We start from the raw sequence: 18,525 nt of genomic DNA on the forward strand, positions 1-18,525 counted from the left end.
GGCTACGGCGCCGAATAATAGTCCAGAAGCAGTTCGGGATTGACCGCGCCGTCATAGGTCGCGTCGACCTCGTATTTGACCAGCGTGAACCGGCCCTGGCGGAACAGCCAGGTGCCGGACGCGGCGGCGTCGCCCACGCCGCGCCATTTGGCGTAGGCGGTGATGACGAAGTTTTCCGGGTCGTAATCCGAGTTCACGAGCTCGCTTTCGGCGGTGAAGCCGACGATGCGCATCGAATCGACCGGACCGTCGCTGTCGTCGTCCTGGTAGCGGATGTCGAGCTCGGGCTTGGAAAAATGCAGCGCGCGCACGCCGTCGATCTCGTCTTCGGTGAAATAGACATGCATCTGGTTATAGGCGCCGGCCCGGCAGTAGAACCGGAACAGCCGCACCTGGCGTTCCGGGGCATCGGCGTCGTCATAGCTGTAGCGGAAGCCGATCGTGTGGATGTCGGGCGCCTGCGGGCCGTCGCCGCCGGGCGGCGTCGCGTCGCAACTCTGCCCGTAGTTCGCCTGAAACAACGCCCTGGCGCGTTCGAGCCCGGCATCGCCGGTCGGCCCGGCCGGTGCATCGCCGCATTGCGCCGGCAGCGCATCCTCCAAGGGTTCGGAGGCGGGCTCAAGGCTGGCTGCGACGATGAACAGCGGGCGGAACGGCTCGTCCTGGATCTGCGGGTCGATCAGCCGTGCCGTGTAGCAGCCGGCAAAGAGTTTTTGGGCGCCGCCTGCCTCCGTCGCACGGATCGCGACCGGGACCTGGAAGAACACGCTGCCCGCCGCGCCGTCTTCGCCCGCCGCGCCGACGACGACGTCCACGCTTTCGGTCGCCGCGTAGCCGTCGGCGAACGCGTCGAGGTCGGCGGCCGGCTTGTCGTCGCCGAAATAGCTCCAGGCGCGGGCATATTCCCTGCGGTTGACGGCGTTGTAATAGGATGCGATCAGCCCCGCCGCATCGGAACGATCGTCCAGATAGGGCCGGTCCTGCGCGGCAGCCGGCGCGGCGGCCGCTAGCGCGGCGACAAGGCAAGATAGACTGGTGCGCATGCTGTTCCTCCTGCGATCACGGTGTTGCGCTCGCCGCCAAGCATAGGCGGCCATCGGGGCGGGGCTGTGAACAGTCTCACCCAGTGCGCGCGAGACGCAAGCCCTCCGCCGGGCGATGACTCAAATTGGCCCGGTTTTTCGGTCAGCTTGTTAATCCCTTGTGCCTATCGTGTTGGCGCGTTCGTGGCGCAACCCTTGGAGCAGGTGAATTGAACGGCTTCTCGACCAGCGAGTTTGCGACCCTTCTCGACGAGCTCATCGCGGCCAAGGCCGACGAGAGCGAGGCGGAGCCCGCCGGACCGTCGATGCCGTTCGGTTTCGTGCCCTCTTCCGAGGCCGTCGAGGAATTGTGGGCCAATGTCCCCGGCGAGGTGGTGGCGAGCCTTTACCGCCGCACCGGCCTGGAGAGCCTGGCCGAGAACGCGCCCGGCATCGAAACGCCCGATCCGCCGGAAGACCCGTTGCCGCCGGCCGATCCGGGCGCGATCGCGGCCGAACTCAAGATCGCCTATGCGCGCTGGCCGAAGGATTTCGACCGGATCCGGCGCGAATTCGCCCGCGACAACCACCCCGACACGGTGGCGCCGCATCGGCGCGAACGGGCGCTTGTGCGCATGCAGATCGCCAACATGCTGATCGACCGGGCCAAACGCAACGCGGCGGCCAAGCGCTGACCATCGCCGGTGCGCGCCGGCACGCGGGAAACCCGACAACGCATGCGCGCGGTGATCGCCAGCCATCCCGTCCGTTTCGCCGCCCGCGCGTCGCTGCGATCGGGCAGCGCTGACGCGGACACTTTTGCGCACGCCGATCGGCCGTTATAACTGCCTCTCCAAGATCCGCCCGGATCGACCAATCCCGGAGAGTCTTCATGCAAAAGCGCCGCATCGGCCGCACGGACCTGCACGTTTCGCAAATCTGCCTCGGCTCGATGACCTGGGGCGAGCAGAACACCGAGGCCGAGGGCCACGCGCAGATGGATCTGGCCTTCGCGCGCGGCGTGAATTTCATCGATACGGCCGAGCTCTATCCGATCCCGCCCAAGGCCGAGACCCAGGGCCGAACGGAAGCGATCATCGGCAGCTGGATGAAGGCGCGCGGCAATCGCGGTGATGTCGTGCTGGCCTCGAAAGTCGTCGGGCGCACGGCCAACGACTGGTTTCGCGGCGGCCGGCCGTCGAAACTCGTGCGTGCCGACATTTTTGACGCGATCGACAAGTCGCTCGCAAGACTCCAGACCGACTATCTCGACCTCTACCAGATCCACTGGCCGGAACGGCCGATCCCCTGGGGCTCCAATCCAACCCGCGTCGGCGCCGCGGACAAAGCCGACGGGCCGGCGGACGAGACCCCGATCGCGGAAACGCTGGCCGTGTTCGACGAATTGGTCAAGGCCGGCAAGATCCGCCATTTCGGCCTGTCGAACGAAAGCAGCTGGGGCCTTATGCGCTTCATCGCCGAAAGCGACCGGCAGGTCGGGCCGCGCGCGGCCTCGATCCAGAACGCCTACAATCTCGTCAACCGCACCTTCGAGGTGAATCTCGCCGAGGCCTGCCGCCGCGAGGACGTCGCGTTTTTGGCCTATTCACCGCTGGCGCAGGGATATCTGACCGGAAAATACCAGGACGGCGCCTTGCCCAAGGGCTCGCGCAAGCAGCTCTTCGACCGGCTGCAACGTTACGAGACCCCGAACGCGGCCGAGGCCTTTGGCGCCTATAACGCGCTCGCCCGGCAGTTCGGCATGGAACCGGCGCTATTTGCCAACGCGTTCGTCACCCACAGTCCCGTCGTGACGTCCAACATCATCGGCGCCACCTCGATCGCGCAGCTCGAGACGGCGCTGGCGTCGGCCGCCGTGGACTGGACCGAGGAGATGCAGGACGCCGTTGACGCCGTTCATCAGCGGGTCGGAAACCCCTGCCCGTGACGATGCTGCCCGTCCCGGCCGGCCGCAAGGCGCGGCGGTCGGGACGGGCGCTTTTCAGCGGTTGTCGAGCTGCGCGCGCACCAGGGCAAGCCCGCGCCGCGTGATGCGGTAGGGGCCGCCCTGGCTTGAGGCGATGGCGCGCTTGCGCCTCAGCTTACGGAACAGGAACTGGTCGAAATGCGTGAACATCCAGCCTTCGCGGCTGTAGCATTCGATCTGTCCGATCTTACCGTCTTCGTTGCGCGCCAGACGGATGAATCCGCCCTGCGCCAGCACGTGCAGCACGCGCTGTTCCTTGCGTGAAATATCCATTTGTCGGTGAAGTCCACGATGCGCGGCGCATATGCGCCGCGGCCACGACAAGCAGCGGCGTGCCACCGGGCGCGCCGTGCCGGCTCATGGTCGGGCCCGATCCGTCGCCGGATCGGGCTTTATCGGGATTCAGACAAGGTGGACATAAAAGCTCCGAATTGCCGGGACATAGACGAAAACGGCGTCGGGTCAATCCGCTACGACAGTTGCGAATTGTCGAAAGCCGCGCGCGTTGATAATTTGCAACAGGGGCATGGGTGGGAAGACGGACATATGAGTGATGTGAGGGATCGGGCCGACGGCATGCCGGCGCGCCGACAAGGGCGGATTGTCATCCGCGAAACCGAGGACGGCATCGGCGTCTACAACCCCGCCCGGCGCGAGCCGCTGGCTTTAGGGTTCCTGTTGTTCTGGCTGATCGGCTGGGGGGCAGGCGAGGTCTTCGTCGTGTGGCAAGTGCTGAGCGGCGGCCCGGCGGCGCTCGACCTCTTCTTGCTGTTTTGGCTCGCCGGCTGGACCGCCGGCGGTTTCATGATCGGCGGGGTGGTGCTCTGGCAATTGATCGGCGTCGAAAAACTGTTCCTGGTCAGTGCCGGCGCGATCGTCGTCGAACGCGGCTTCCGGCCTTTCGGCCGCAAAAAGGTCTACCCGGTCGAAAACGTGTCGTCCGTCGGGCTGATGCCCGACAAGCCGCCGGAAGTGCCGAGCATTTTTGCCCCGCGCCGGATCGGGTTCGTCGTCGACGGCAAGACGCAAAGCTTCGGCATCGGGCTCGACGACGCGGAAGCCGCCGCCGTGCTTTCCGAGTTGCGGCAGTTCGTCGACCGGTTCGCCCCGCCGGAACCGGATAGGACCGAACGGCCGAAAACGGACGAACGGGAAAGCCCGGCGCGGCCCTGAGCCGGTCGGGCCCCGATGCGCCAGGGGAGAAATCCAGCTTGTTCTACGTCGTATCGAAGGTCTTCTGGGCGCTGGCCAATCCGTTGAGCCTGGCGGTCCTGCTGCTGATAGCCGGGCTGATCGCCGCCTTGGCGGGCTGGCGGCGCAGCGCCGGAACCGCGACGGCCGCCGCGGCCGTCATTCTGCTTCTCGGTGGGTGGACGACCACGGGGGCACTTTTGCTGCAACCGCTCGAAGACCGGTTTCAACGCCCCGGCGCGCTGCCCGACACCGTCACCGGCATCGTGGTGCTCGGCGGCGGTTTCGAGGGCGGGGTCAACCGGGTGCGCGGCGGCTACGAACTCAATCGAGGTGGCGACCGTTTCGTGGAAACCGCGATCCTGGCCCGGCGTCTGCCCGACGCCAAAATCCTGATCTCGGGCGGCAGCGGCGCCTTGCGACTGAAAGGCGAAGGCGACGCCGACACCGCGCCGCGGCTCTTGCAGGCGCTCGGCGTCGACCCGCAGCGGCTGATCCTGGAGAACCAGTCGCGCAACACCTACGAAAACGCGCAGTTCTCGCAGCGCCTGGCCGATCCCCAGCCGGGCGAGCGCTGGCTGCTGGTGACCTCCGCTTTCCACATGCCGCGCGCCATGGGCCTGTTTCGCCGGGCCGGTTTTGCCGTCATCCCCTGGCCAACCGACTACCGCACGAGCGGTCAGGAAACGCCCGGCCTGGCGCAGGACAATCCGATCGATTCCCTGCACAATCTGGTGATTGCCGTTCGCGAATGGATCGGCCTTGCCGCCTACCGGCTGACCGGCCGGACCGACGTATTGCTGCCGGCGCCGCGCCGGGAGGAACCGGCCGGGCAAGGTTGAAAATGGGTACTGCGACCTAAGCCTGTGCCGCCAGGGCCTCGCGCGCCCTGGAAAAATACTGCCGCCGCACCAGCACGGTGAGAATGAACAGCGTTGTCGCCGCCAGCGCGATCGGTCCCAGAAACCAGCCCAGATAGCCGATCGAAAAGAACATCGCCCTGAGGCCGGCGTTGAAATGGCCGCCAGCCACGACATTCATGCCGATGGCGCGCGAAACGCTGCGTTCGAGTTCGTCCGGATCGACCGCATCGCCGGCCTGGGGCACGGCGCCGATCAGGATCGAGCAATAGTTGAACAGCCGGTAGGCCCAGCCGAACTTGAAGAAGGCATAGGCCAGGATGACCACCAGCCCCAGCACCTTGTCCTCGAACAGGGCCCGCGTCGGTTCGGGCGAATAGGGCACGTCGGCAAGCACGGCGAGCACCGCGTCGGAGGACTGCAGCAGCGCGAAGCAGCCACCGAGCGCGATCAGCGAACTGGAGGCGAAAAACGCCGTGCCCTGCTGCAGCCCGGTCATGATGCCGGTGTCGACCATGCGCATCTCGCGCGCGGCCATCGTGCGCAGCCAGGTCTCGCGCTGGGCGTTCATCAGCTGGCTGAGACAGGGGCGCGAAACGACGTGTCCGGCCGCCGTCAGAGCATGGCCGACCCAGGCGACGACAAAGAACGCGAACGCCGCCAGGTCGGGGGCGGAAAGGGAATCACCGATCATGGTGAGGAGCATAATCCGATCCGGCCGAAAATGCCGTCCTTCTCGCTGCCTTGATTTGGTCCAATCTGTTGCGGATTCCTTTCCGAGGATGGAAACTGCAATCCATTGACACGAAAGGGAATTTTCAATGGGAGCTCGGTGGTCGGCAGCACTTGGCCGCATTTGCGCCGCTTTTGGTGTTGCAGTGCGGCAGGCGAGGGGCTAAAGCACGGGCCTCGAAAGCGGCGCGTGCGGGACACGACGGTGGCGCGCCGGGGGCAAACACAACAATATGGATTATCATGGACGATAGCGTTCAAAAGTCGTGCTGGGGTGTGACTGCCAAGGCCATTGCCGGCTTTGCATTCGTCATACTCGTTGCGTGGCTGATCGGCGGCGCCGAAACGGCCGTGATCGCGACAGCGGGTTAAGCGCGAGCAAGATACAGAAATTGGTTCAGACCAGGGCGCGGCAGCCATGCCGCGCCCTTTTTGTTTGCGCGCGCCGGGTGTATGTCGCGCACGGACCAGGGGCCGTCGGGCTGCGTGAAGCGGGCGGCGCCGAAACGGCCGACAACGGCGCGTAGCACCGGGAATGCGAAAAATGTTCCTCTCCGTCTTCGATCTCTACAAGGTCGGCATAGGCCCATCGAGTTCGCACACGATGGGACCGATGAGCGCGGCCGGCCGGTTTCTCGACGAGATCGCCGGCGACGACTGGCCGCGCCCGAGCGGCGTGGCGGTGGCCAGGCTTTCGGCCAGCCTGCACGGTTCGCTCGCCTTCACCGGCGTCGGCCACGGAACCGACCGGGCGGTGATTCTGGGCCTCGCCGGCGAAAACCCGACCACGGTCGATCCGGACGGCATGGACGATATTCTTGCCGCCGTGCGTGCCGAAAAGACGGTCAGGCCGCCCGGGCATCCGGCCTACCGGTTCGATCCCGACGCCGACCTGGTGCTGGACAAGTCCACACCGTTGCCCGGCCATGCCAACGGCATGGCGTTTTGCGCGCATGACGGGGAAGGCCGCGTCCTGCTGCGACGGGTCTATTATTCGATCGGCGGCGGCTTCGTCGTGTCGGAGGAGGAATTGCAGCGGCTGCAGGCGCACGGCACGCCGCCGCCGGGTCCCGACGTGCCCTATCCGTTCCGCACGGCCCGGGAAATGCTCGAGATGGCCCGGACGAGCGGGCTGTCGATCGCCGAAATGAAGCGCGCCAACGAGCAGACCCGCCAGACCGGCGAGGCGCTCGACGCCGGCCTGGAGGGCGTGTGGGAGGCGATGGAGGCCTGTATCGACCGCGGCCTGTCGAAGGACGGCATCATGCCGGGCGGGCTGAAGGTGCGCCGGCGCGCCCGCGTATTGCACGACCGGCTCGAGCAGGACTGGCGCGAGAATCGTCCCAACCCGCTGCTTGCCAATGACTGGCTGGCGGTGTTCGCCATGGCCGTCAATGAGGAGAACGCCGCCGGCGGGCGCGTGGTGACGGCGCCGACCAACGGCGCGGCCGGCGTGGTGCCGGCGGTGCTGCGCTACTGGCTGAAATTCCACGTCGACGCCGACGCACGCGGCATCAAGGATTTTTTGCTCACCTCGGCCGCGATCGGCGGCATCATCAAGCACAACGCCTCGATTTCCGGCGCCGAGGTCGGCTGCCAGGGCGAGGTCGGATCGGCCTCGGCGATGGCCGCGGCCGGCCTGGCGGCGGTGATGGGCGGCACGCCCGAACAGGTGGAAAACGCCGCCGAGATCGCGCTCGAGCACCATCTGGGCATGACCTGCGATCCCGTTGGCGGCCTGGTCCAGGTGCCGTGCATCGAACGCAACGCGCTCGGCGCGGTCAAGGCGGTCACCGCCGCCTCGCTGGCGCTCAAGGGCGACGGCACGCATTTCGTGCCGCTCGACGCCGCGATCGAGACCATGCGCCAGACCGGCCTCGACATGAACGAGCGCTACAAGGAGACCAGCCAGGGCGGGCTCGCGGTCAACGTCGTGGAGTGTTGAGGCCGGGCAGGGGCTTTGTGGAGAACCGATGCTTTCGCTTGACCCGGACCGGATCGGCGCTACACCCTTTCGGGCATGGCTCTTCACTTGGTCAAACTGTGTGTCGGCGCCGACAGCGTCGAGGATCTTCAGGCCTGGATCGAAGCCCGGCTCGACGCCATGCGCGGCGCCGGCGAGACCCCGGAGCATTTCCACACCACCCGCATGATCCCCAAACGCCGCGACGAACTGCTCGACGGCGGCTCGCTCTATTGGGTGATCAAGGGCAATGTCCAGTGCCGGCAACGCCTGGCCGATATCAGGCCCTTCACCGACAAACAGGGCGTGTCGCGCTGCCGGCTGGTCTTCGATCCGCAGATCGTGCTGACCGAGTGGCAACCCCGGCGCGCCTTCCAGGGCTGGCGCTATCTGCAGCCCAAGGACGCGCCGCGCGATATCGACGACAGAAGCGGCGGCTGGCAGACCCTGCCGCCCGAATTGCGGCGCGAGCTCGCCGAACTCGGATTGCTTTAGGCTTCATTCACCACGCCGCAAGAACAGTCGCCCGTTTGGACGAAAGCAGCCGGGCGCTTTACCAAAAATCGCAGTTCTTGGCGTAGTGCAGCGGAAATGATTGATGCTGCGGACAAAAAGAGTCAGTCTCGCCGTTGGGTGGAGTGACAACGATGTTCTTGTCGGGGGTGAAGGGACATACTGGCGAGCGCCGTGACCGCGGCGCGCATGTCGTCGTTTGCGGCAACGAAAAAGGCGGCTCCGGCAAATCGACCACGGCGATCCATATCGCCATCGCACTGCTTAAATCCGGCTATTCGGTCGCTACCGTCGACCTCGACGGACGCCAGCTCTCACTGACGCGTTATGTGGAAAACCGGCGCCGCTGGGCACACAAGGCCCAGATCGCGCTGGATATCCCGCATCATTTCCACGTCCCGCCGGCCCGGCACGACACGATTTCCGACGCCGAGGGCGAGGAATTCCGCAAGCTCGCCGGCGGGCTGGCCGATATCGAGAACGCCTACGACTTCGTGATTATCGACACGCCCGGCTCCGATACGTTCTTAAACCGGCTGGCGCACCGCATCGCCGACACGCTGGTTACGCCGATGAACGATTCCTTCATCGATTTCGACGTGCTGGCGCGCATCGATCCGGTAAGCTACGACATTCTGGAGATTTCCCAATATTCGGCATCGGTGCGTGATGCGCGGCGCGAGCGCCGGCAGACCGACAATGCGATCCTCGACTGGGTCGTGATGCGCAACCGCATGTCCTCCTTCACCTCGCGCAACGAGCAGAAGGTCGACGGGTGCCTGAAAAACCTCGCCGCCCGGCTCGGTTTCCGGCTCGCCGACGGCATTTCCGAGCGCGTCATCTTCCGCGAGTTCTTCCCGATCGGGCTGACCGCGCTCGACGATTTCGAAGAACACGTTCTGGGCACCAAGCCGACCCTGTCGCACCTGGCCGCGCGCCAGGAAATCCGCCTGCTCCTGGCCGCGCTGCGGCTGCCGACCAGCGAGATGGGCCGCAAGCGCCTCGACATGCGCCGCAAGCTGGCCGATGCGTCGAGCCGGCCGCTCGAACTGCCCGATATTTTCGTGAACTGAGACGCCGGCGCGCCGAGAAGCCTCGCGATTGCCCACATCTTTGGCCGGTCGACGGGCTTGCAACTTCCCCCGCCACGCCACATTTTCCAAAGGTGATGAAAAAACACGACAAACCGCTCGCGCGCAGGCAGGCCGGACGGCCGGCCGAACCGCGTTCCGACGCCGGAGCAGTGGACGCCTTCCTGCGCCAGGCCAAGGCGTTGCGGACCGTGTCGGGACTGGCGGGCGGGCGGCTGGTGCTTGCCCTCGACGCCACGATGAGCCGCCAGCCGACCTGGGATCTGGCCTGCCGGCTGCAGGGCGAAATGTTCCAGGCGGCCGGAAAGTCCGGAAAATTGCGGGTCCAGCTGGTCTATTTCCGTGGGTTCGGCGAATGCCGTGCGTCGAAATTCGTGCTCGATACCGAGGAATTGACCCGGTTGATGACCGGGATCGATTGCCGCGGCGGGCGCACCCAGATCGGCAAGGTACTGTCGCACGCCCTCAAGGAGACCGAACGCGAGAAAATCGACGCGCTGGTCTTCATCGGCGACGCGATGGAGGAAAACGTCGACGAACTGGCCGATCAGGCCGGCCGGCTCGGCCTGCGCGGCGTGCCGGTGTTCGTCTTTCAGGAAGGCCACGACGGCGCGGCCGAGGTGGCGTTGAAGGAAATCGCGCGACTGTCGCGCGGCGCCTGGTTCCGCTTCGACCGCAACGCCGCCGGCCGTCTGGCCGAATTGCTGTCGTCGATCGCCGTTTATGCCACCGGCGGGTTCGCCGCCCTGGAGGCGCGCGACAGCGCCGGCGACCGCCTCCTGATCGAACATCTGGGCAAGAAACGGTAGCGGACGCGCGACATGACGGTGCTGTTTTACCTTGCGGCGATCCTGCTTGTCGCCGTTCTGGGCGCGCTGGCCTTCATGCGGGCCAGTCCCGCGCGGCTTGCCGCGGGGCTGACGATGGTCGGGCCCGCGCTTGTCGGGCTGGCCGGGCTCGGCCTGATGCTGGCCGGCCGCGTCGGCACTGCCGGGGTACTCATATCGATGGCGGCGGCCTGGTTTTTGTCAGCACGCCGGCGCCGGCAGGCGCGCCCGTCTCCGGGGCGCGTGTCGACCGTACGCACGGCGGCGCTGGAAATGGAGCTCGACCACGATTCCGGCGCCCTTGAGGGCGCCGTGCTGGCCGGCCGCTACGAGGGACGCGCGCTCGGCGGCATGGATCGCGGCGAGCTTCTGGAGCTTCGCGCCGCGCTGACCGCCGACGCGGAGAGCCTGCAGCTATTGGAAACCTATCTTGACGGCCGATTTGCCCATTGGCGTGAAGGCCTTGACGGTGACGCGGACGGGCGGGAGCGAGCCTCTCCAAGCACGGGCCCCATGACAAAGGAGGAGGCCTACGAGATCCTTGGTCTTGAAGCGGGGGCCGGAGCGGCGGACATCCGCGAGGCGCATCGCCGCCTGATGCAGCGTGTGCACCCCGACCTCGGCGGCTCGTCCTTCCTGGCCGCCCGCATCAACGAGGCCCGCGATGTCCTGCTGAATGGTCATGACTGAAATCTCCGTCGACTAGGAACTGCCCAGGAGAGGGGCGGTAGATTGGGGGAGGGGCGCGGCCTACTGCTGCGCGGCGTAACACTCGATTTTCTTGCGTTTGAGCGCCTTGCAGGCGTTCCACGCGGCCGTCTTGGTGGTGAAACCGCCGAAGCGGGCGCGGTGATAGACGGTTCCCTCATGTTCGAACGGAACCGTGAAGGGAGACGCCTCCGACAGGATGTTGCCGGCCGCGGCCCGTGTCTGCGACAGGGCGAGGAGGGCGTCCTTCTGGTTGGGCGAGGAGGCGACCTGGACCACCCATCCCGATACCGTTGTCGAGGCCGTCTTGACCGGATCCACCCGTGTCACGGAATTGCGGATCTCGGTCGCCGCGTCACCGTCGGCGCCGGGCAGCGGAGCCGCGGGCCTTGGCGCGGGTTCGGGCGCATAGGCGGCCACGACGACCTCCTGCGGGCGCGCCCGCGGCGTGGGAATGTCGGCCTTGGGCAAAGCGAGCATGCCGGCAACGGCGATCGAGCCGGGCTTGACCGTACGCTTGGCCACCAGCGGACCGCCGTCGCGCGTCGAAGCCCTGGGCAGATATTTGCCGATCAACTCGGCCATGTGAGCATCACGGGTGCGGCCGGTCCGGCCGCCCATGACCACGGCCACGATACTGCGCCCGCCGGTCTGGACCGAAGAAACAAGATTGAAGCCCGAAGCCCGCGTATAGCCGGTCTTGATGCCGTCGACGCCCTTGATGCGGCCGAGCAGCTTGTTGTGGTTGCGCATCCGGCGCTTGCCGAATTTGAACGAGCGGGTCGAGAAGTACCCATAATATTTCGGAAAATGCTCGCGCAGCGCGATGCCCAGAACAGCCATGTCGCGCGCGGTGGTTTTTTGGGCCGAATTCGGCAGGCCGGAGGCGTTGCGGAACGTGGTTTTCGTCATGCCGAGCTGGCGGGCCTTGGCCGTCATCTTGCGCGCGAAGCCGGATTCGGTGCCGCCGAAATATTCGGCCAGAGCCGCGGAGGCGTCATTGGCCGACTTGGTGACCAGCGCGTAGATCGCCGTCTCCAGCGAGATCGACCCGCCGGCGCGCACGCCGAGCTTGGTGGGCGGACGCGCGGCGGCATGCTTGGAAAACGGAATCCGCGTGTTCTTGTTGACCTTGCCGGCCTCCATCGCCTCGAAGACCATGTAGAGCGTCATCATCTTGGTGAGCGAGGCGGGATAGCGCGGCGCGTCGGCATTGGCGGCATGCAGCGTCTTGCCGGTATTGGCGTCGATAACGATCGCGGCGTATTTCGACGCATGGGCCGGCGCCAGGACGAACGCGGCCAACACGACCAATGTTGCTGAAATCGTCCGGATAACGGATCGGACACCCGATGAACCAAATACGCTCACGCTAGCCACCTTCAAAAACCTTCCGGTGTTTGTTTCGGGTCGCGCCCAGACCGCGACGCCATTTCCCGGACGCTAAAGGCGACGCCGTTACCATTCCGTTTATGGTAACCGAGTTCTTCACCATTTCCCGCGCATTCGCCGCGCATTTGAACGGACCGGCCGCCGGCGCGCCGGGCCTCGACGACACGCAGACAGCGGCCCGCGCCGAAAGGCCGCGTGCGGGATTTGCGATTTCCGCTTCCGCGACGCGCGCCTGCGCAATATTGACATTTGCTGCAGTGCAAACTAGATTGCTGCATCGCACATAGGTGCATGCAGCATCCTCCAACACGCCGGGAAAACACCATGATGCAGTCGTTCGAAGACACCAACAAGCTTGGCAAGGAATATATCGACAGCGGCCTGCAGAGCGCCGCGGCCCTGTCGAAGGGGTTTCAGGCCATTGCCGTGGAAACCACGGAATTCTCCAAAAAATCGTTCGAGACGGCGACCGCCGCGATCGAGAAGCTGGCCGCGGCCAAGTCGCTCGACACGGCGATCGAGGTCCAGAGCGACTACGCCAAGCAGGCTTATGAGACCTTTGTCGCCGAGGCCACCAAGCTCAGCGACCTTTATGCCGACCTGGCCAAGAACGCTTACAAGCCGTTCGAATCGGTCGTGTCCAAAACCGTCTGACGCGCACGGTCCTCGCGCCCGAAGAGAGATTGCCTGCTTTTCTTGCGGGCTCCGACGAAACCCGGTCGCAGATTGCGGCCGGGTTTTTCATTTCCGGGCCGTGACCGGTCAATCGTGACCGGAATTCGTCCCGCCAACGCCAACGCTCATATTGTCAGCGCCCGAGAAGGCCTTAAAATTGGCATAGGAGTGACTACATAGATCGTTCTGTCCCGCAATCGAGATAAGGGCTTCCAAGACTTGACGACAGGTAAGGCTGCCATGGGAGACCAGGCCGTAAGAATGCAGGGCGACGACGGCGATCGGGGCACCCCCGGGCGGGGGACCACGGTCATCACGCGCACCAAGCCCAAGACGAAGAAGCCGAGCCTTTACCGCGTGCTCATCCTCAACGATGACTACACGCCGATGGAGTTCGTCGTGCACGTGCTGGAACGGTTTTTCCAGAAGGATCGCGAAGCCGCCACACGCATCATGCTTCATGTTCACAATCACGGCGTGGGCGAATGTGGCATATTCACCTTCGAGGTGGCGGAAACGAAGGTATCACAGGTGATGGATTTTGCCCGCCAGCACCAGCATCCGCTACAATGCGTGATGGAAAAGAAGTGAGGTTCTAATGCCGGCTTTCTCGCAAGGCCTCGAACGGGCGCTGCACCAGGCGCTGACCTACGCCAACGAGCGGCATCACGAATATGCCACGCTCGAACATCTGCTGTTGTCCCTGATCGACGATCCGGACGCGGCCGCGGTGATGCGCGCCTGCAATGTCGACCTCGACGAGCTGAAGCAGACCGTGCTCGGTTATATCGACACCGAGCTCGACAATCTGGTGACCGGCTACGGCGAGGATTCCAAGCCGACCGCCGGTTTCCAGCGCGTCATCCAACGCGCCGTGATCCACGTCCAGTCTTCGGGCCGCGAGGAAGTGTCGGGCGCCAACGTTCTCGTGGCGATCTTCGCCGAGCGCGAGAGCCACGCCGCCTATTTCCTGCAGGAACAGCAGATGACGCGCTACGACGCCGTCAACTACATCTCGCACGGGATCGCCAAGCGCCCCGGCGCCACCGAGACGCGCGCACCGCGCGGCGCCGAGGAAGAGCAGGGCCATACCGGCGGCGAGGCCGAAGAGGGCGCCAAGAAGAAACAGCAGCAGCAGGACGCGCTGAGCGCCTATTGCGTCAATCTCAACGACAAGGCGAAGGCCGGCAAGATCGACCCGCTGATCGGCCGCGAAAGCGAGATCAACCGCACCATCCAGGTGCTGTGCCGCCGTTCCAAGAACAACCCGCTTTATGTCGGCGATCCGGGCGTCGGCAAGACCGCGATCGCCGAAGGCCTGGCCAAGCGCATCGTCGAGGGCGACGTGCCCAACGTGCTGGCCGAATCGACCATCTTCGCGCTCGACATGGGCACGCTGCTGGCCGGAACCCGTTATCGCGGCGATTTCGAGGAGCGGCTGAAGCAGGTCGTCAAGGAGCTGGAGGATTTTCCGGGCGCGATCCTGTTCATCGACGAGATCCACACCGTCATCGGCGCCGGCGCCACCTCCGGCGGGGCGATGGATGCGTCCAATCTTTTGAAGCCGGCGCTGTCGTCGGGCACGATCCGCTGCATCGGCTCGACCACCTACAAGGAGTTCCGCCAGTTCTTCGAGAAGGACCGCGCCCTGGTGCGCCGCTTCCAGAAGATCGACGTCAACGAACCCACCGTCGACGACGCGATCGAGATCATGAAGGGGCTGAAGCCCTATTTCGAGGAATTCCACAAGGTCAAATACACCAACGAGGCCATCAAGGCCGCGGTGGAACTGTCGGCGCGCTACATCAACGACCGCAAACTGCCCGACAAGGCGATCGACGTGGTTGACGAGACGGGCGCCTCGCAAATGCTTCTGCCGGAGACCAAGCGCAAGAAGACGATTTCGATCAAGGAGATCGAATCGACCATCGCCACCATGGCGCGCATCCCGCCCAAAACGGTGTCGGCCGACGACGAAAAGGTGCTGGCCGGTCTTGAGGCTGAGCTCAAGAGCGTCGTCTACGGCCAGGACCGCGCCATCGAGGCGCTGGCCTCGTCCATCAAGCTGGCGCGCGCCGGCCTGCGCGAGCCGGAAAAGCCGATCGGCGCCTATCTGTTCTCCGGCCCGACCGGCGTCGGCAAGACGGAAGTCGCCCGCCAGATCGCGTCCTCGCTGGGCGTTGAGCTGCTGCGCTTCGACATGTCGGAATATATGGAGCGCCACACGGTCTCGCGGCTGATCGGCGCGCCGCCCGGCTATGTCGGCTTCGACCAGGGCGGCTTGTTGACCGACGGCATCGACCAGCATCCGCATTGCGTGCTTTTGCTCGACGAGATCGAGAAGGCGCATCCCGACCTGTTCAACATCCTGCTGCAGGTGATGGATCACGGCAAACTGACCGACCACAACGGCAAGCAGATCGATTTCCGCAACGTGATCCTGATCATGACCACCAATGCGGGCGCGGCCGATCTGGCCAAGCCGGCGATCGGTTTCGGTTCGTCCAAACGCGACAGCGACGACATGGAGGCCATCAACCGCATGTTCACGCCGGAATTCCGCAACCGGCTCGACGCGGTGATCCCGTTCGGTTCGTTGCCGGTGCCGGTGATCCACAAGGTGGTGCAGAAATTCGTCATGCAGCTCGAGGCCCAGCTTTCCGAACGCGGCGTCACCTTCGACCTGTCGCAGGAGGCGGTCGCCTGGCTGGCCGACAAGGGCTATGACGAACGCATGGGCGCGCGCCCGCTCTCGCGCGTGATCCAGGAAAACATCAAGAAACCGCTCGCCGAGGAAGTCCTGTTCGGCAAGCTCAAGAAGGGCGGCACGGTCCGTGTCAGCGTGGAGACCAAGGAAGACGGCGAGACCGGCCTGAAGCTCGACGCGATCGCCGACACGGTGCCGGTCAAGCCGAAGAAGGAAGTGCCGGCCAAGCGCAAACCGGCCAAGAAGCCGCGCGCCAAGCCGGCGGCGAAAAAGGTCAAGCCGGCGCCGGCGCCGAAGGGTAAGGACAAGGAGCCGCCCAAGCGCAGCCTTGTGCCGCAAATGCCGCGCAAGAGCTGACCGGGCCGGCGGCGTAACGGCAATGAACGCGCTGCGCGACCGGCTGGCCGAGAACGCCCGGGGCGAAATCGGGCAGGCGAGCGCGGTCGCGCGGGAGCTTCTCGATTGCCCCGCGCGCCTCGACGAGCTGGTCGCGCTACTGGGCGACGAGGACGCGACCGTGGTCGCCCACGCCGCGCACGCCGCCATGCAGGTTGCACTCGACCGGCCCGACCTGTTCGAAGGACGGGCCGAGCGCCTGATGACCCTGCTGGCGCGGCCGGGCCCTTGGGAGCGCGGCGAACAAATCCCGAAAATCCTCGCCCGTCTCGATCTGGACGCCGGCCAGGCTGCACGGCTGGCGGAAATTCTCGCCGCCAAGCTGGACGAGCGCTCGACCATTGCCGCCGCCTCGGCCCTGTCGGCCCTGGTGGATCTGGCGCACGCCGACCGGATAGAGGCCGCCGTGGCGCGCCGCGCACACAGCCTTGCGCTGGCCTCGCCGCGCAAGGCGCTGGCGGCCCGGGCCCGCCGTCTCTCGCAACAGGTGCTGGACCTTGGCTGAGCGTCGCGGCGCGCGCTCCGCCCGCACCCGGCAGGCGCACCGGGGATGAACGGCGCCGATATCCCCGCGACCGAGGCCGACGGCGCCGGCCCGTGGCGCTGGTTCCTGCGCGGCGTCGCGGCGTCGTTTTCGATCCCGGGCCTGATCCTGGCCAGCGCCTTTGTCGGCTTTGCCGGCCTGGCGCGCGAGGCCGGGCTGACGATGGCCGAGACCGTGTTCATGGTCGGCATCGTGTGGGCGCTGCCGGCCAAGGTGGTTCTGGTCGGCGCGATCCTGTCCAACACCACGCTTCTCGCCGCCGCCTTCGCAGTCGCGCTCTCCTCGGTGCGGCTGATGCCGATGGTGGTCGCGATCGTGCCGGAAATGCGCGCGCCGACGACACGCAAATGGGTGCTCTACGCGCTGTCGCACTTCGTCGCCGTCACCTCCTGGGTGGTGGCGCTGGAACGTTTCCCGACCGTGCCCAGGCACCGGCGCACGGTTTTTTACGCCGGGCTGGGCGCGACGCTGGTGGTCGTCAACATGGTCGTGGTCGCGGTGGTGTTCAGCCTGGCGCAGAACCTGCCGCCGATCGTCGGCGCGGCGCTGTTTTTGTTGACGCCGATCTATTTTCTGACCTCGCTGTGGGGATCGGCGCGCGAGCGGGCCGGCCACCTCGCGATGATGTTCGGGCTTGCGCTGGGACCGGTCTTCCACCTTGTCGCGCCAGGCGTCGACCTGTTGGCGGCGGGCCTGCTCGGCGGCCTGATGGCCTATGGCTGGCACCGCTTCGCCCGCCGCCGAGCGCGCCAATGAGTTTCGCCGCGATCGACGCCTGGTGGTGGCCCTATCTGTTCATCCTGCTTGCCGGCTGGCTGGCGACGGATTGCTGGCGTTATCTCGGCGTCTATCTCGGCGACCGGCTGTCGGAGGACGCCGACATTCTGGTTCTCGTCCGGGCGGTGGCGACCGCGCTGGTGGCGGCCGTCATCGCCAATCTGATCATCTTTCCCGCCGGCGCGCTCGCCGCCACGCCGCTCGCCCTGCGCATCGCCGCCGCCATCGCCAGTTTCCTGGCCTATCTCGCCGCCGGCAAGCGCGTCTTCGTCGGCATCCTGGCCGGCGAGGCGGTGCTGCTGGGCGGGATTTTCCTGTTCGGCTGATTTTTTGCGCCAAGCCCGCTGCAAGACGCGGGTCGGCTTGTTCCGACCGCGGGCAGAGGCGAGTGTACAACATCGGCGCGAATCGGCGCACTGCAGGCCTTTTGGAAAAAACCGACCGCATGCGTGGACGCTTTTGCGCGGGGTCGGCAAGGAGAATGGTGGTGGTCAAACACTGGTCGCGGGTCGAATACCTGCACGAGACCGTATCCAATCCGAACATCCACATACGCGGGACGCACAGCTATTACAGCGATGCCTGGAGCGGCGGTTTCGAGGAAAGCGTCGTCCGCTATCTTTATGGGGACGAATACAGCCGCAACGCCTGGACTTCGCAATGGCCGGTCGATCAGCTTCATATCGGCGATTACGTGTGCATCGGCGCGGAAGCCGTCATCCTGATGGGAGGAAACCACACACACCGCATCGACTGGTTCAGCCTATATCCTTTTGCCGAAAACATCACGGACGCCTATATCGGCAAAGGCGACACCCATATCCACGATGGCGCCTGGATCGGAATGCGCGCCATGATCATGCCGGGTGTCGCGATCGGGGAGGGCGCCGTGATCGCTTCGGGAGCGATCGTCACCAAGGATGTCGCGCCCTATGCGGTGGTCGGCGGCAATCCGGCCGCCGAACTGCGCACACGCTTCGACGAAGAGACGACGCGACAACTGCTCGCCCTGGCAATCTACCGCTGGCCGGCGGAAAAATTCGCGGCCCTGCAAGCGCTGATCTGTTCCGGCGAAATCGATGCGCTCGTCGCCGCAAGTGCGTCCTGGGACGAACAACACGGCCGATGAGGATGCACTAT

20 protein-coding genes are annotated in these 18,525 nt (G+C 65.6%); 16 read left to right on the forward strand and 4 right to left on the reverse strand.

What is annotated here, in order from left to right:
* Nucleotides 1-2: 2 nt before the first annotated feature.
* Nucleotides 3-1,043, reverse strand: coding sequence for a DUF1176 domain-containing protein (locus ACT2B0_RS08545; RefSeq protein WP_473463555.1), 1,041 nt, complete (start codon nt 1,041-1,043; stop codon nt 3-5).
* A gap of 209 nt (nt 1,044-1,252) precedes the next feature.
* Here ACT2B0_RS08545 and ACT2B0_RS08550 point away from each other — a divergent pair, with 209 nt between their 5' ends.
* Both ACT2B0_RS08550 and ACT2B0_RS08555 read left to right on the forward strand, forming a co-directional pair.
* The gene (locus ACT2B0_RS08550; RefSeq protein ID WP_473463558.1) at nt 1,253-1,717 is read left to right on the forward strand and encodes a hypothetical protein; all 465 of its coding nucleotides are present in this window, start codon (nt 1,253-1,255) and stop codon (nt 1,715-1,717) included.
* A 197-nt stretch (nt 1,718-1,914) separates the two neighbouring features.
* Nucleotides 1,915-2,970: an aldo/keto reductase gene (locus ACT2B0_RS08555; protein WP_473463561.1), complete on the forward strand. Its 1,056-nt coding sequence runs from the start codon at nt 1,915-1,917 to the stop codon at nt 2,968-2,970.
* A 54-nt stretch (nt 2,971-3,024) separates the two neighbouring features.
* On the opposite strand, the gene ACT2B0_RS08560 is transcribed toward ACT2B0_RS08555, so the two are convergent.
* Complete coding sequence (locus ACT2B0_RS08560; RefSeq protein ID WP_156712335.1) at nt 3,025-3,282, reverse strand: YjhX family toxin; 258 nt, start codon at nt 3,280-3,282, stop codon at nt 3,025-3,027.
* A 273-nt stretch (nt 3,283-3,555) separates the two neighbouring features.
* On the opposite strand from ACT2B0_RS08560, the gene ACT2B0_RS08565 reads away from it, so the two are divergent.
* Together ACT2B0_RS08565 and ACT2B0_RS08570 are read left to right on the forward strand one after the other, a co-directional pair.
* Nucleotides 3,556-4,182 (forward strand): hypothetical protein, encoded by a 627-nt coding sequence (locus ACT2B0_RS08565; protein ID WP_473463563.1) that lies wholly within the window; start codon nt 3,556-3,558, stop codon nt 4,180-4,182.
* 38 nt (nt 4,183-4,220) lie between these two features.
* Entirely contained in the window at nt 4,221-5,042 is an 822-nt protein-coding gene (locus ACT2B0_RS08570) for a YdcF family protein (RefSeq protein WP_473463566.1), read from the forward strand.
* 16 nt (nt 5,043-5,058) lie between these two features.
* Here the strand turns inward: ACT2B0_RS08570 and ACT2B0_RS08575 are convergent, their stop codons facing one another.
* A complete protein-coding gene (locus tag ACT2B0_RS08575) occupies nt 5,059-5,751 on the reverse strand; it encodes a DUF599 domain-containing protein (protein ID WP_473465869.1) in 693 nt (230 codons plus the stop codon).
* A gap of 585 nt (nt 5,752-6,336) precedes the next feature.
* Between ACT2B0_RS08575 and ACT2B0_RS08580 the strand changes: the two genes are divergently transcribed.
* The 5 genes from ACT2B0_RS08580 (at nt 6,337) to ACT2B0_RS08600 (ending at nt 10,876) form a co-directional block, all read left to right on the forward strand.
* The gene (locus ACT2B0_RS08580) at nt 6,337-7,737 is read left to right on the forward strand and encodes an L-serine ammonia-lyase (RefSeq protein WP_473463568.1); all 1,401 of its coding nucleotides are present in this window, start codon (nt 6,337-6,339) and stop codon (nt 7,735-7,737) included.
* Between the two features lie 75 nt (nt 7,738-7,812).
* The gene (locus ACT2B0_RS08585; protein WP_473463570.1) at nt 7,813-8,250 is read left to right on the forward strand and encodes a DUF1489 family protein; all 438 of its coding nucleotides are present in this window, start codon (nt 7,813-7,815) and stop codon (nt 8,248-8,250) included.
* A 152-nt stretch (nt 8,251-8,402) separates the two neighbouring features.
* Nucleotides 8,403-9,341, forward strand: a complete 939-nt coding sequence (locus ACT2B0_RS08590) for a division plane positioning ATPase MipZ (protein ID WP_473463573.1) — start codon at nt 8,403-8,405, stop codon at nt 9,339-9,341.
* 95 nt (nt 9,342-9,436) lie between these two features.
* The gene (locus ACT2B0_RS08595; protein ID WP_473463575.1) at nt 9,437-10,168 is read left to right on the forward strand and encodes a vWA domain-containing protein; all 732 of its coding nucleotides are present in this window, start codon (nt 9,437-9,439) and stop codon (nt 10,166-10,168) included.
* A gap of 12 nt (nt 10,169-10,180) precedes the next feature.
* The gene (locus ACT2B0_RS08600; RefSeq protein ID WP_473463578.1) at nt 10,181-10,876 is read left to right on the forward strand and encodes a DnaJ domain-containing protein; all 696 of its coding nucleotides are present in this window, start codon (nt 10,181-10,183) and stop codon (nt 10,874-10,876) included.
* Between the two features lie 60 nt (nt 10,877-10,936).
* On the opposite strand, the gene ACT2B0_RS08605 is transcribed toward ACT2B0_RS08600, so the two are convergent.
* Entirely contained in the window at nt 10,937-12,208 is a 1,272-nt protein-coding gene (locus ACT2B0_RS08605; protein ID WP_473463581.1) for a D-alanyl-D-alanine carboxypeptidase, read from the reverse strand.
* Between the two features lie 402 nt (nt 12,209-12,610).
* Here ACT2B0_RS08605 and ACT2B0_RS08610 point away from each other — a divergent pair, with 402 nt between their 5' ends.
* The 7 genes from ACT2B0_RS08610 (at nt 12,611) to ACT2B0_RS08640 (ending at nt 18,514) form a co-directional block, all read left to right on the forward strand.
* The gene (locus tag ACT2B0_RS08610) at nt 12,611-12,940 is read left to right on the forward strand and encodes a phasin family protein (protein WP_473463583.1); all 330 of its coding nucleotides are present in this window, start codon (nt 12,611-12,613) and stop codon (nt 12,938-12,940) included.
* Nucleotides 12,941-13,201: 261 nt separating this feature from the next.
* Nucleotides 13,202-13,552: an ATP-dependent Clp protease adapter ClpS gene (clpS, locus tag ACT2B0_RS08615; protein ID WP_106569419.1), complete on the forward strand. Its 351-nt coding sequence runs from the start codon at nt 13,202-13,204 to the stop codon at nt 13,550-13,552.
* Between the two features lie 7 nt (nt 13,553-13,559).
* Nucleotides 13,560-16,025: an ATP-dependent Clp protease ATP-binding subunit ClpA gene (gene clpA, locus ACT2B0_RS08620; protein ID WP_473463585.1), complete on the forward strand. Its 2,466-nt coding sequence runs from the start codon at nt 13,560-13,562 to the stop codon at nt 16,023-16,025.
* A 22-nt stretch (nt 16,026-16,047) separates the two neighbouring features.
* A complete protein-coding gene (locus ACT2B0_RS08625) occupies nt 16,048-16,569 on the forward strand; it encodes a hypothetical protein (RefSeq protein WP_473463587.1) in 522 nt (173 codons plus the stop codon).
* 45 nt (nt 16,570-16,614) lie between these two features.
* Nucleotides 16,615-17,364, forward strand: a complete 750-nt coding sequence (locus tag ACT2B0_RS08630; RefSeq protein ID WP_473463589.1) for an AzlC family ABC transporter permease — start codon at nt 16,615-16,617, stop codon at nt 17,362-17,364.
* Nucleotides 17,361-17,711 carry an AzlD domain-containing protein gene (locus tag ACT2B0_RS08635; RefSeq protein ID WP_473463592.1) on the forward strand — a complete coding sequence of 117 codons (351 nt, stop codon included), beginning with the start codon at nt 17,361-17,363 and terminating at the stop codon, nt 17,709-17,711. Before ACT2B0_RS08630 ends, ACT2B0_RS08635 begins: the two co-directional genes overlap by 4 nt.
* A gap of 161 nt (nt 17,712-17,872) precedes the next feature.
* Nucleotides 17,873-18,514 (forward strand): CatB-related O-acetyltransferase, encoded by a 642-nt coding sequence (locus ACT2B0_RS08640; RefSeq protein ID WP_473463594.1) that lies wholly within the window; start codon nt 17,873-17,875, stop codon nt 18,512-18,514.
* Nucleotides 18,515-18,525: the final 11 nt, after the last annotated feature.

Source organism: Nitratireductor sp. J20-h4, assembly GCF_056780505.1.